The following is a 12,839-nucleotide window of genomic DNA, read 5'->3' on the forward strand; positions in this document are numbered from 1 at the left end:
GTGTTCACGTGAACCCCCTGGTGAACGCTCCCGGTGACGTCCATTGCGCCGTGTACTGGCTTGCGTGAAGCAAGCGGAGACGTGAGAGCTGCCGGAGGGACACGATGGACGCGGGGAAAACCAAGCACGTGATGAGTGAGCTGGATGCATACGCTCACTGGTTCGTGGCGCCGGATCCGTCCTCCGGCGGGAGCTTCATGACTGTGACGCTCTTCGCCGAGTTCGGTGACACGGGTCGTATCGCCCGCGACACGGCGACCGTCTTCCTGCGCGGCGCGGTTCCGCATGACCTCGTGTATGACGCCCAACTCGCCGTCTCGGAACTGGTCGGGAACGTGGTGAACCATGCGGTGCCGGACCGTCATCGGTCCCATCCCGGCGGATGCCGGCGCATCGACGTCGTTTACAAGCTCTACCCGAAGTGGCTGTTCATCGGAGTTGCGGATGAGGACTCGACGCCCCCGCTCCTGCCCATGGGGGACTTCTACTCGCCGGAGTTGGTGACGGAGTTCTCAGAGGCGGTCCTGGCTGACAGCGGCCGTGGCCTGATGCTCACTCAGCGGATGGCGGCGGCGGTGTGGTGGACGCCGAAAGAGGGTGGGGGCAAAACGGTCTGGTGCCGCTTCGACCTGGACGGCGGAGCTGAGCACAAACCGTACTGATGATCTCCGGTCCGCCGTCCCCACATCACTCCCACGCGATCGGGAGTAGGCGGCGGGCCGGAAACCGGCCGAAGTCTGACCACTTCGGCCAAGGAGCGCGATCACTGGAAGGCCCCGGGGGGGGCTCCCCCTCCCGGGGGTCGCGCTTCATAACCCGATAAGGCCGGGCCACCCTGTCAGCCCTGGAAAGCGATGGGTGGCCCGGCTGGGAACGCGACGGTTCCCGGTGCCTGATGGTACCGGGGCCGTCGTGCTGCATTTCTGCCCTGGTGTAAGGAAATTGACGATCCGTTACCTAGATCAGGGTAGAGGTGGGCAAGGTGACTGGCTCCGGTGAGGGTTGGCTGAGTGACTGGCCCGACGTCCCGGGTACGGACTTCGGGTTCTGGGCATCTGGAGTCGACTACATGGCGGGGTGGCGTGAGGCACGAGAGTCGGCCGATCGCTTGAACCGGGCGCTCCTGGGCATGGGCTTCGAGCTGTCCGCTGTGCGGGCTGTCGCCTCGACGAACGAGGACGGGCGCGGTGTCGTACGGCTGGCGGGCTGGCCTGGTGCGGTGGAGCGCCTCGCCCAGTGCCTGGAGGCGCGTGTGGATGGCGACGGCGGTGCAGCGTGAGGCGCCCTCTCGCTGGTGAGTGGTGCGCGTGGGCACGTCGCCGGCCGCAGAGACTTTGGGCGGTAGCTGCCATGGGGCGAGTGAACAGGGGGCCTTACGCTCGCCAGCGGATCGGGCAGTCCTTGGACCTGCCCGCAATAGCCCGATCGGCCCCCTGTTCTTCGAGGCTCGCCCCATGGGAGCTGCCTAAAGTCTCGGAGGCCTGCGACCCCCAGCCCACCACACCCCGGCCTGCGACGACCGGTCGGTGCCTCGACTCCTTGGGCGTGCTGCGGGCGGGGGCGTCTGCCGGCCGGACGGGACCGGCGGCCACGCCGCACGCCCGGCCGGGGCGGCCGGGCGCCCCGGCGCGCCGAAGGCGCGCCCTTGAGGAAGCGAAGACTGTTTCGACCGATCCGCCTCGTCGGTGCTCAGGCGCGGGTGCGTCGCGTGGGCTGCTTGTCGGCGGTGATCCGGTAGGCGAGTTCGGCTCGGTCGGCACCGATGCGGAGTTCTTCGAGGATCAGGGGCCGGTCGTCGGTGTCGTGGGTGACGCGGGCCAGGTGCAGGATCGGCGTCGCGTCGGGGAGCTGGAGCGTGGTGCGCTCGTCGGGCAGGGGCATGCGGGCGCGCACGGTCTCGGACCAGGTGAGCTTGTGGCCGTCCTCGGTGAGCTGCCGGTAGAGGGCACCCGACCGCTTGTACGGGTCTTCGGCGAGTGCCGGAACCATGTCGGCGACGGCGAACGGGATCAGGGTGCGGTGCATCGCACGCGTGCCCGTGCCGGGATCGAGAAGCAACCGGTCACAGCCGAACAGGGCTTCTTCCTCGGCGAGTTGGAGGAGTCGGCCGGTGGCCTTCGTGGTGTGCGTGCGGTAGGCGCTGGGCTCTTCGCCTTCCTGCCATACGTCGCCGTTGGGCATGACGAACTTGCCATCAGGCGTACGGCTGATCCGGCGCTCGATCGTCAGCGACGGCTGCCCGTCGGACCGGACAAAGCTGCCCTTGCCGTGCCGGACGTCAATCAGGCCTTCCGCTCGCAGGGCTGCGATGGCGTTGCGGACGGTGGGGCGGGATACGCCGTAGCGGGTCATGAGCTGGGCTTCGGACGGCAAGAGGGAGTCGGGAGCGAACTCGCCCGACAGGATCGCTTCGCGGATCGCGGCGGCCACCTGCTGGTAGAGGGCTCCGGGGCGCTGGATCTCCGGCATCTGAGTATCTCCGGCGGGTCGGGGTCGTAGGCACGTCGCACGCGCGGCGTCACTCGTCAGCATAAGTACTTGCGCTCTCGCCGTACAGGGCTCCATAGTCATAACTCGTAAGGACAAGTGACGTCAGAGTGAGTCTGGCGTCTTGATTGGCCAGGGAGGCCGAAGAAATGCAGTCCATTCCCGTGGACACGGCGCGGCTGGGCGTACTGCGGTGCGCCATCGCGCCCGAAGCGAAGATCAACAACAGCGAGACACAGGAGGTGAAGAGGGACCGGGACGGCAATCCGGTCTGGACCGTTGCCGTGACCGTGCGGCAGGACGGGCGGCGGATCTCCGTCATCGAGATCGCCGTCAGCGGCCCGCCCAAGGGCATCGAGGAAGGTCAGATCGTCAAGGTCACCGGACTGACCGCGTTCATGTGGTCGATGGGCGACCGCCACGGCGTCAGCTTCCGCGCCGACGCCATAACGGCCGTGCACGGAACCCCTGTGCAGAGCAAGAGCGGTGACGCCTGATGGGACCCATCCTGATCGCGTTCGCTCTCACCGTGCTGGCTTGGATGCTGGTCGTCGGTGACCTGGTGCGCCGGCACCGGCCGGTCTGGCACTGGTACCTCGCCGGCTACCCGGCAACCACCTTCCGGGTGCTGGCGACCTGGCGCAAGGTCGCGATGCTCAACGACCTGTCCGTGTCCCGGCGCCCGCCCCGCGGGCTCCTCGGCGACCTGGTCGTCAAGGGCGACCCGCTCCGGCCGATCATCCCGCGGGCCTCGTTCCCCCGCGCCACCCGCCTGGGTCTGACCGTGTCCGTGCGCCTGCACGCGGGGCAGACCCCGGCTACCTACATGAAAGCGGCGGATGCCCTGGTGCACGCCTGGAAGGTGCATGCCGTGCGGGTCACCTCGCCGGAACGCGGGCTCGTGCTCCTGACCGCGACCGCCACCGACCCGCTTCAGCGGCCCGGCTTAGCCACCGCGCCGGCCGAACTCCTCAGCGCGCTGATCGGTGTCATGGAGTCCGGCGGCGCCTGGGTCATGAACCTTCGGCTCGTGCCGCACTGGCTGATCGTTGGGGCGACCCGTTCCGGCAAGTCCACGCTGTTGGCCCGGCTGATCACGCAGCTGGCCCGGCAGCGGGTCGCCCTGGTCGGGATCGACTGCAAGGGCGGCATGGAACTCGGCCTGTTCGCCGACCGGCTGAGCGCGCTGGCTACCTGCCGGAAGGAGGCGGTCACCGTGCTGTTCGCGCTGGCGGCTGACATGCGGGACCGGATGAGTGCGTGCCGGTCGGCCGGCGTCCGCTCGATCTGGGAGCTCCCCGACAAGCTCCGCCCGGTCCCGATCGTCGTGATCGTCGACGAGATCGCCGAACTGTACCTGTCCGACGGCACCCGCGAGAGCAAGGCGGAGGCCGAGCAGTGCTCCACGCTCCTCCTCCGGCTGGCCCAGCTCGGGGCCGCGCTCGGCCTGCACCTGGTCGTCGCCGGGCAGCGCGTCGGCTCCGACCTCGGCCCTGGCGTCACCGCCCTACGCGCCCAGCTCAGCGGCCGCATCTGCCACCGCGTCAACGACCCCGGCACGGCAGAGATGGCCCTCGGCGACCTCAACAAGGACGCCATCGCCGTCGCCCAGTCCATCACCGCTCAGGAACGCGGGGTGGCCGTGTGCTCCGGCCCGGACGGCGGCTGGAGCCGCGCCCGCTCCCACCTCACTCCCACTGAAGAAGCCATAGCCGTCACCCGCAAGTACGCCGCTCTCACCCCCGAACTGCCCGTCCTGGTCCGCGTCCTCGCGGTGCCGGAAGGAGACGACAAGTGATCAGCGAAGGTACGGCCTACGGGTTCGCGGTGATCTTCGGGATCATCACCGTCCTCCTCGTCCGATCCCGCGACGTCCGCCCCTGGGAAGCCGTCTGCGTCGGCCTCTTCGGCCTCTACGTCGGCCAGACCCCCGTGGGCCTGACCGTGCATGAACTCGTCACCTGGGCCATCAGCGGCTTCTCCCACACCTGAGCAGAAAGGGACCACCACCATGCCCATGCCTCGCGTGAGGTGCCCGTACTGCAAGGGCGACGGAGCACGGAAGACCTGGACCGGACGACTCCGGCGCTGCCGCATCTGCCGTGGCACCGGCACCATCCGCTGACCCACAACCCATCCACCGGACCGCCGAAGGGACAACCCCATGGACAACGGCGCACCACCACCCACCCAGCGTGCCGCCTCGGCGGCTCACCCCGGAAGGTCACCACCATTACCCCGGAGTTCACCCCGGCCGGCAGGCGCGCCGCCCTCGACCGCGCGGCGCGCCTGCGTCAGCTCCCCGAAACCGACCGCGACGCCATCCGCCTCGCCCAAGACCCGCAATTCCCCCGCTGGCTTCAACAGATCACCGCAACCGGCGGTTGCGCCCACCCCGTCCACCTCTCCGGCTCCACCACCACCCTGGACGGCACAACCGGCGAGATCCTCCACCACTACGACACCCGCACCGAACCCGGTGAACGTCTCCTCGTCCGCTGCCGCAACCGCCGTGCGACCATCTGCCCCGCCTGCTCCCGCCTCCACGCTGGCGACACCTACCACCTCGTCCGCGCAGGCCTCCTCGGCGGCAAGAACATCCCCGAGACGGTCCGCCACCGCCCCCGGCTCTTCGTCACCCTGACCGCCCCGTCGTTCGGCGCTGTGCACCGGACCGGGGAGGTGTGCCGCCCCCGCCGCGAAGGCGGAACCTGCGCACACGGGCGGCCCTTCGGCTGCGGCGCCGTCCATGCCCCGGGCGCTGGTGTCGTCGGACAACCGCTCTGCCCCGACTGTTACGACTACACCGCCCACGTCCTGTGGCACGCGCACGCTTCCAAGCTGTGGGACCGGTTTGTCATCGACGTCCGCCGGCGCCTCGCCACCTCCGCCGACCTCGTGCAATCAAGCTTCACCCAGCACGCCCGGCTGTCCTTCGCCCGCGTCGCCGAGTACCAGAAGCGCGCGGCCGTCCACGTCCATGCCGTCGTACGCCTCGACGGCCCTAACGGCCCGGAAGACCAGCCCCCGGCCTGGGGCACACCGGAACTGCTCATCGACGCGGTACGCGCCTCCGCCCGACGGGTCCTGGTCCACACCCCCTACAGCCCGGCCGCGGGGGAACTGACTCTTCGCTGGGGTGCCCAGGTCGACGCCCGGCCACTGCGCACGAACGGCGACACCCCCGACGATGACGCGGTGGCCGCGTACGTCGCCAAGTACGTCACCAAGGGAGCCGGCGAGACAGGCGCCGGCCTCGATCACCCCGTCACCGACCAGGTGGACATCGAGTCGGCACCCGTGAGCGAACACGTCCGCTCCCTCATGCGGACCTGCTGGCGCCTCGGCCGCCTCCCCGAGTACGAGCCTCTCCGCCTTCGCTCCTGGACTCATACCCTTGGCTATCGGGGCCACATCCTCACCAAGTCCCGGGCCTACTCGACTACCTACGCAGCACTCCGCGCCGAACGCGCCCGCCACATGGGCCATCTCGAAGTGCCCGATGTGACCAGTGAACGGCAATGGCGCTACGTCGGCTCTGGCCACACCCCCGGCGCTGCACTGATAGCGGCTGGCGTTGCCTCCGACATCCTCCTCAACCGGGAGATTGCACGCACTGAGGCGCGTATCGCCGACGGGGGTGCCGTCTGGTGAACGACCCGGATCAAGAGTTGCGGGAATGGGCACGAGCGCACGCTCGCAATGCGCCGCGTTGGTCGGAGCGGAAGTGGCGACGGGTGAACGTCACACTTCGACTGGACGTCACTACCCGGCGCCCGAGTTCTCCTCAGCCCTCGCCATGATGGGGATTCTTGAAAACGGCTCGGGCCGCAATTGCGTGAGGGCTACCCCAGATACTCGTCGCCCACGCAGGCTTCCGGCTCGCACAGCTTGGCAGCGCGGGCACCAGCCCGTCAGCATCCGCTTTGACTGCCAAGTCGCCGTCAGCCGGATGGAGTGGCTCGGTGTTTGGCCAGGGGCATGGCCGGTCACATTGCGATCATGCCCGATTCCCAGGGCGGCGGACGTCAGCACCCGCCGCGGCGCCGGGGCCCGCGCGTGCGTGGCCCCAGGGGGGACCGGCTGTCGCGGCCGGGTCCTCCACGGTGGATGTCGTTGCTAGACAAGGCGGCACGCATCCTCGCGCCGGGAACGCTCGTGATCGGCTTGCTCTACTTTTACGGCAGCACGTACACAGATGCGTACTACTCCTTCTTCGGGGTGCCAGCGCGCGATCTCCAGATGTCCGTGCAGGGCTACTTGACGAAAAGCCCGCAGGCGATTTTTTTACCGCTTTGCACCCTGTCCGTCCTTGGCTTGATCCTGGCGATGTACCTGCTACTGATCAACCATGCGCTGGCAGGCCCCCGGAATGAGGCCCGGCGCCGCGTGGTGGCCAGGTGGTTCATGTACCCCAGCATGGCTGTCTCGCTGTTGATCCCCTGGATGCTCTCGGACTCGGCGGCCGGAGCATCGCGCCTGGCCTCGGCGTGGAAATCACTTTGGCTGTGGGCACCCCTTGTCGTAGCTCTGGGAGCGTCGCTGTGGCTGTTCGGCCTCCGGCTAAGTCCTGGAGACTGGGGTAACCCGGACAAGCGTCAGCCGACCGGCAAACGGGTGTGGTTCGTGGCTGAGGTGATGCTGGTCGTGTTGGCAGTGGCCGCATTGTTCACCTACATGACCCGCTACGCGATGTTCAGTGGCTGGACTGCTGCCCGCATCGACGCAGACAACGGTTTCAAAGACGAGCCATCTGTTGTGATTCACTCGCGGGTGAGGATCACCCACGGTGTTCCGGGCGTCACCGTCAAGGACCAAGGCAGCGGAAGTGCCCCTTATCGATTCCGCTATGACGGCTTCGTCGCCCTTGCGAAAACGCCCACTCACTTCTATCTCGTCTCCCGCAACTGGCAATCCGGACGAGTGGTGCTCGTGCTGCCGGACGACGCCACCATCCGGGCCGAGCTGAAGCCGGCGTGAGTCCAGAATCAGGGCATTCAACACGCTCACACGCCCAGACAGAAGGCTGTGTGAGCGATTCCGTGGTGTGCCGGAGGCCTCTGTAGGCGATGCGTATCTGGCGCAGTCACCACGGAACCACAGTCAGCACCAGATTCAGATGTCGCTATCAGCCAGAGGCGTAGGCCTCATCCTCCGTCCGGAAGAGGGGGGTCAACCTAGTCTGGACTGGCTTGCGCCGTCCGACTGCCGGGCTGACCAATACCGCGGTGAGGGTCTGCTCCACGTACGCCCGCTGTTCTGGCAAGGTGAGTCCCTCCCACTCCGCGCGAAGGTCGACCGGCTTTCCGTGTGCGGCAGACTGCTGTTTGATCCAGCGGTTGCGGTCCCGCGTCAGCCGACGCTCTTGAGCTGTGAGTTCCTGGAGCATGGCGAAGTAGCGCTCTTTGGTCAGGAGGCGTTCCCTGCGGGCTTCCTTGGTCTCCTCGATGTCCTCACGGACGCGTGTCAGTGCCTCCTCTCCATCCCACTCCTGCGGTGCGGCCTCGGCCTGACGTGCTGCTGCTTCCTCCTCGTACTTGGCGATCACAAGCTCGGTGACCGCCTTGTCCGTCTCGGGACCGGGGATCCTCGTACCGCCTCCGCACCCGCCCTGCCCCTTGTCCGGGCACATGTAGTAGAAGAACCCTTCGGGCTTGTTGGCGCTCTTCGGGGCCTTCATCGCCCGGTGGGCGGCGCCGCACTCGTCCTTGTCGCAACGGAGAGTTCCGGTCAACAGGTACTTGCGGGCGTTGTGCCCGTTGCCGGGCTGCATGTTCTCGCCGATGACTTCGAGCAGGGCTTCCCACTGGTCGACGGAGATGATCCTGTCCCACTGTCCACGGACCGGTTCGCCATCGTCCCCGTAGACGATCTCCCACCGTTCGTTCTCGGTTCCCGTGTCGGGGTTGAGGGTGCGCGCCTTGCGAGAACGGATCCCGCATATGCGCGGATTGCGCAGCACCATTTTGAGCTTGGTGGGGTTCCACGCGCTTCCGCGCGGAGTCGTCACGCCGGCCTCGTTCCAGCGGACCGGGTAGGCGCGCACCGGGGCACCGCCGAGAATGGCAAGTGCCGCTTCGCGTAGGAGTTTTGATTCGACCGGGTGCAGAGTCCGCTTGTCGGCCTGCCAGCCGAACGGTCGTGCTCCCCCGGTCGGGATCCCCTCGCGCTCCAACGCCCGGTGCTTACGGCGGACGCGCCTGGCGGTGTCCGCGGACTGCTTGTTGCTCATCGCCACGACCACGCGAGCCGTGGCGCGTCCGTTCTCCGTGAGCAGGTCAAGGCTGCCGTTGATGTCGATGATGGGCCGTCGGTGGCGCTCCACGACGTCGATGGCGTCTTCAAGGTGACGGTTGTCGCGTGTCAGGCGGTCGATGTCGTAGACGATCAGGCCGTCGAGACGTTGGCCTTCGGGCGCCCGACCGGACTTGAGGTCCTCCAACGCGCCTTCGAAGACGGGGCGGACGACTCGGTACACGACACGGCCGTCGGGCAGGCGGATGCGCTTCTTGCGCCATGCGGACGTGTCGGGCTCATAGTAGATGTGTACGCAAGTGCCGCCGTGGCGGGCTATGTAGTCCCGGCCGTCTCGCTCCTGCTCCTTGGTGCTCTTGATGTCGCGGCCGGTCATGGGGCCGCGTCGCTGCCCGCCCTCGGAGGGTTCGCCGGCGGGCTCGTCGTCGTCCTCGTCGGTGGAAAGGCGGACTAGAACTGCCCAGTTCTGGTTCTCTAAGTTCCCCCACTGTGCGCGAGAGACCAAGTCATCTTCGCTCATGGTTCGTAAGGTACATCCGCACATCCTGTGCCCGGTCGAGGGGACCGAGCAGTACCTGGTGTACACGCGTTAGAGGGACGAGGAGTCCTTCCAGGCGTGGTTGGAGGGGCCGATGAAGGCCGCGCACCAGGGGGGTGCGGAGGGTGAGCGGCCGAAGCCGGCGGCTTCCGGTTCGACCCTGTGGTCCTTCGAGGTGGTGCAGTCGGCAGGGCCCAAGGGCTGACCGTAGGCCCTGCCGGTGGGGTGCGGTCAGGCCGGGGTCGTGGTCGGGAGCGGGGTGTCCGTCGGCGCCGGGGCCGGTTGCGGGACGGCGCGGCGGCGCCGGGCCGGGAGGCCGAGCGTCGGGTGGGCTACGGCCCAGGCCGCGCCCTTGCAGATGAGTTCCTTGTAGAGGGCGGCGGTCCGGCCCGTCAGGGCCGCCCGTACGACGCAATCGTCGGCCGTGACGTACTGGATCAGGCCCTCCGCGCGGCCCAGCGAGACGCACTGGTTGACATAGCGCAGCGGGGTGTTCGGGAGCTTTCCGCCGGTCAGGCGGGCCGCGATGGCGTCGGCGGCCTGCCAGGCCATCGGGAGGCCCGAGGCGCAGGACATGCGCAGCGGATTGCCGGCCGGGCCGGTCGCCATGGCCGCGTCGCCGATGGCGTACACGTCCGGGTGCGAGACCGAGCGCATGGTCCGGTCGACGACGATCCGGCCGGCGGCCGTGACCTCCAGGGCGGTGGCCCGGGAGATCGGGTGGACGGCGAAGCCGGTGGTCCACAGGGTGACGGCGGCCGGGACGGCCGTGCCCTCGGCCGTGCTGACGTGGCCGGGCGCGACGGCCGTGACGGCGGTGTGCTCGTGCACGGTGATGCCGAGGCCGTCCAGGACCTTCCGCAGGTGCCGGCGGCCCTTCGGCGAGAGCCAGTCGCCGAGGGCGCCGCGGGCGGCCAGGGCGACGTCGAGGTCCGGGCGGGCCTCGGCGATCTCGGTCACGGCCTCCAGACCGGTGAGGCCGCCGCCGACCACGACGACGGGCTCCCCGGCCGCCAGACCGGCGAGGCGCTCGCGCAGCCGGAGCGCTCCGGCTCGGCTCGCGATCTGGTCGGCGTGCTCGGCGGCACCGGGGACGCCCTGGTCGTTCCAGGCGCTGCCGAGGGCGTACACGAGGGTGTCGTACTCCAGTTCCAGGGCGTGGTCCCCGTCGGGGCCGGCCACCTCGGCGGTGACCGTCTTCCGGTCGACGTCCACGGCGGTGACCCTCGCGAGCCTCAGCTCCACGCCGGTCCCGTCGAACATCTCGGCGAAGGGCCGGGGCCTGAGCTCCTGGCCGGTCGCCAGCTGATGCATCCGGACGCGCTCGACGAAGTCGGGTTCGGCGTTGACGAGGGTGAGGGCGACGTCTTCGCGGCGCAGCCGCCGGGCGAGGCGGCCGGCGGCGACGGCTCCGGCGTATCCGGCGCCGAGGACGACGATGCGGTGCTGCATGTCCGTGCTCCTGTCATCCAGCTCTTCAGCGGGTCGCCCCCTGAACCGGGCGGTCCGCCGTTTCCTGACAGGAGGGCGGTGTGAAGCGGCTCACATCGGCTCACATCAGAGCCCGCATCAGGTCAGAAGAGGCGGAGTAGCGGGGCGCCGTGGTCGGTCGCCGCCCACTGCCTCGTCGCGCGCTCCAGCTTGTCCGGGTTGACCTGGTTGCGGAACGCGGCGATGCCCTCGGTGGTGATCTCCAGGCACATCACGCCGAAGACCCGGCCGCCGACGAACGCCAGCAGGGCGGGGCCGCCGTTGGCGGTCGTGGCGTACAGCTCGACGGAGCCGCCGGCCAGGGCCCGCTGGGCCGGGCCCTGCTTGAACAGGCCCCGCATGAACTTCGCGACCGCGACGGCACCCTCGAACGCCCTGGCCGCGGCCGGGACCTTCCCGCCGCCGTCACCGACCGCGACGGCGTCCTCGGTGAGCAGCCGGACCAGCGGCTCGGTCCGGCCGCTGGTGGCCGCCGCGAGGAACTCCTCGATGATGCGCCGGGCGGCGGCCTCGTCGACCGCCGTGCGGGCCCTGCCCTCCGCGACGTGCTTCCTGGCCCGGTGCAGGATCTGCTGGCTGGCGGCCTCGGTGAGGTCGAGGATCCGGGCGATCTCCCGGTGCGGGTAGTCGAAGGCCTCCCGCAGCACGTACACCGCGCGCTCGGCCGGGGTGAGGCGCTCCAGCAGGACCAGGACGGCGTACGACACCGACTCCCGCCGTTCCGCGGTGTCGGCGGGGCCGAGCATCGGGTCGCCGGCGAGCAGCGGCTCGGGGAGCCACTGGCCCACGTAGGTCTCGCGCCGGGCACGGGCCGAGGTGAGCTGGTTGAGGCAGAGGTTGGTGAGGACCTTCGTCAGCCAGGCCTCGGGGACCTCGATGCGGCCGGTGTCGGCGGCCTGCCAGCGCAGATACGTCTCCTGCACGGCGTCCTCGGCCTCGCTCGCGGAACCGAGGAGCCGGTAGGCGATGGCGGCCAGGCGCGGCCTGGCCGCCTCGAACCGGTCCACGTCGGTCACGGTCAGCGCCATGGGCCGGATCCTAGTCCTGCCGGTCGGCGGCGGCCCGACCGCGGTGGCGGTGGGAGCGGTAGTAGGTGACGGTGTCCGTCGTCGAGTAGTTGCCGTGGTCGACGTCGAGGACCGCGACCACCGCGATGTCGCCGTTCGTCGTGTCCCGCAGGCAGAAGGTGCGGCCGGGCGGGGCGTCGCGGAAGTGCAGGATGTCTTCGGCGGGGTGGTGGACGGCCTTGGCGGCGCACTGTGCGGCGGTCGGCGCCGCCTTGCCGGACACGACGTACACGTCGGTGAGCGGCTGGATCTCGAAGGCGCCGTCACCGTCGTGGCCCGAGTTGGTGCTGATGCTCCACTCGGTCTCCTCGGAGCCGGACACACCGGCGCGCAGGTCGAAGTAGTAGTGGTAGTCCTTCAGGAACAGCCTCCGGTGGGCGTACACCCGCGTGTAGCTCTCCGAGGCCGAGGTGGACGAAGAGGCCAAGGAAGCCGTGCCGGTGTGGTCGTGGTCCGGTGCCAGCGCCGCGTAGACGATCCCGCTCGCCGTGGCCGCGACGGCCACCGCCACCACGGCGGTGGTCACCCGGTCCCGGGCCCGTAATCGACGTCCCGGAGCGGACGGCTCCGGCGTACGCACGGAAGGGTCCCCGTCCGGGCCGCCGCCCGACGGGTTCCCGGGCGGCGGGGGGTCGGAAGGGTCCCCGGAGGGCGCGGGGTCGGAAGGGTCCGGGGACGGCGGAGGGGCGGGCGGGTCTCCCCTCGGGTCGTCGTCCTGGGCGGCCGGCGGTTCTGCGGGCGGGACGGCCTGGTCGGCCCAGGGCGACACCGCCTTGTCCACCGCCCCGGACGCCGCGACGGCGAAGGCGATGGCGATCGCCCACCGGTCGGCCGAGTCATGGGACGTCCACAGCCCCGTCAGCGCGTACGCCCCGGCCAGCGCCGTGCCGAACGTCCCCAACGTCACAAGGAGTAGAACCGCTCTCCGGCGCCCTGCGCTCACGTCCGCTCCCCCTGCCCCTCACGGCCCACCCAGCTTGGCATGGAACCGACATGCCGGG

At 69.5% G+C, this 12,839-nt stretch carries 12 protein-coding genes and 1 pseudogene; 8 read left to right on the forward strand and 5 right to left on the reverse strand.

Annotated features, from left to right (window positions below; translation table 11 throughout):
* The first annotated feature begins 104 nt into the window (after positions 1–104).
* Together ABZ887_RS32835 and ABZ887_RS32840 are read left to right on the forward strand one after the other, a co-directional pair.
* The gene (locus ABZ887_RS32835) at positions 105–662 is read left to right on the forward strand and encodes an ATP-binding protein (RefSeq protein WP_361297322.1); all 558 of its coding nucleotides are present in this window, start codon (positions 105–107) and stop codon (positions 660–662) included.
* 320 nt (positions 663–982) lie between these two features.
* The gene (locus tag ABZ887_RS32840; protein WP_361297325.1) at positions 983–1,279 is read left to right on the forward strand and encodes a hypothetical protein; all 297 of its coding nucleotides are present in this window, start codon (positions 983–985) and stop codon (positions 1,277–1,279) included.
* Between the two features lie 410 nt (positions 1,280–1,689).
* Here ABZ887_RS32840 and ABZ887_RS32845 read toward each other — a convergent pair whose 3' ends face one another.
* Complete coding sequence (locus ABZ887_RS32845) at positions 1,690–2,469, reverse strand: GntR family transcriptional regulator (RefSeq protein WP_361297327.1); 780 nt, start codon at positions 2,467–2,469, stop codon at positions 1,690–1,692.
* A gap of 167 nt (positions 2,470–2,636) precedes the next feature.
* Here ABZ887_RS32845 and ABZ887_RS32850 point away from each other — a divergent pair, with 167 nt between their 5' ends.
* The 5 genes from ABZ887_RS32850 to ABZ887_RS32870 all read left to right on the forward strand — a co-directional run bounded on the left by ABZ887_RS32850 (position 2,637) and on the right by ABZ887_RS32870 (position 7,467).
* Positions 2,637–2,984, forward strand: a complete 348-nt coding sequence (locus tag ABZ887_RS32850; protein ID WP_361297330.1) for a hypothetical protein — start codon at positions 2,637–2,639, stop codon at positions 2,982–2,984.
* The gene (locus ABZ887_RS32855; protein ID WP_361297333.1) at positions 2,984–4,285 is read left to right on the forward strand and encodes an FtsK/SpoIIIE domain-containing protein; all 1,302 of its coding nucleotides are present in this window, start codon (positions 2,984–2,986) and stop codon (positions 4,283–4,285) included. The genes ABZ887_RS32850 and ABZ887_RS32855 overlap by 1 nt, the downstream gene beginning before the upstream one ends.
* Positions 4,282–4,479 carry a hypothetical protein gene (locus tag ABZ887_RS32860; protein WP_361297336.1) on the forward strand — a complete coding sequence of 66 codons (198 nt, stop codon included), beginning with the start codon at positions 4,282–4,284 and terminating at the stop codon, positions 4,477–4,479. Before ABZ887_RS32855 ends, ABZ887_RS32860 begins: the two co-directional genes overlap by 4 nt.
* A gap of 297 nt (positions 4,480–4,776) precedes the next feature.
* Positions 4,777–6,141, forward strand: coding sequence for a replication initiator (locus tag ABZ887_RS32865; protein WP_361297487.1), 1,365 nt, complete (start codon positions 4,777–4,779; stop codon positions 6,139–6,141).
* 456 nt (positions 6,142–6,597) lie between these two features.
* The gene (locus ABZ887_RS32870; protein ID WP_361297339.1) at positions 6,598–7,467 is read left to right on the forward strand and encodes a hypothetical protein; all 870 of its coding nucleotides are present in this window, start codon (positions 6,598–6,600) and stop codon (positions 7,465–7,467) included.
* 148 nt (positions 7,468–7,615) lie between these two features.
* On the opposite strand, the gene ABZ887_RS32875 is transcribed toward ABZ887_RS32870, so the two are convergent.
* Entirely contained in the window at positions 7,616–9,262 is a 1,647-nt protein-coding gene (locus ABZ887_RS32875; RefSeq protein ID WP_361297342.1) for a recombinase family protein, read from the reverse strand.
* A gap of 22 nt (positions 9,263–9,284) precedes the next feature.
* Between ABZ887_RS32875 and ABZ887_RS32880 the strand changes: the two are divergent.
* Positions 9,285–9,485: pseudogene (locus tag ABZ887_RS32880) on the forward strand (antibiotic biosynthesis monooxygenase); the annotation flags it as partial.
* Positions 9,486–9,511: 26 nt separating this feature from the next.
* Here the strand turns inward: ABZ887_RS32880 and ABZ887_RS32885 are convergent.
* The 3 genes from ABZ887_RS32885 to ABZ887_RS32895 form a co-directional block, all read right to left on the reverse strand.
* Positions 9,512–10,732, reverse strand: a complete 1,221-nt coding sequence (locus tag ABZ887_RS32885) for an FAD-dependent oxidoreductase (protein WP_361297345.1) — start codon at positions 10,730–10,732, stop codon at positions 9,512–9,514.
* A gap of 122 nt (positions 10,733–10,854) precedes the next feature.
* Positions 10,855–11,799 (reverse strand): RNA polymerase sigma-70 factor, encoded by a 945-nt coding sequence (locus ABZ887_RS32890; protein WP_361297348.1) that lies wholly within the window; start codon positions 11,797–11,799, stop codon positions 10,855–10,857.
* A 10-nt stretch (positions 11,800–11,809) separates the two neighbouring features.
* The gene (locus ABZ887_RS32895) at positions 11,810–12,745 is read right to left on the reverse strand and encodes a hypothetical protein (protein ID WP_361297351.1); all 936 of its coding nucleotides are present in this window, start codon (positions 12,743–12,745) and stop codon (positions 11,810–11,812) included.
* Positions 12,746–12,839 lie beyond the last annotated feature (94 nt).

Source organism: Streptomyces sp. NPDC047061, from assembly GCF_040643955.1.
GTDB lineage: Bacteria > Actinomycetota > Actinomycetes > Streptomycetales > Streptomycetaceae > Streptomyces.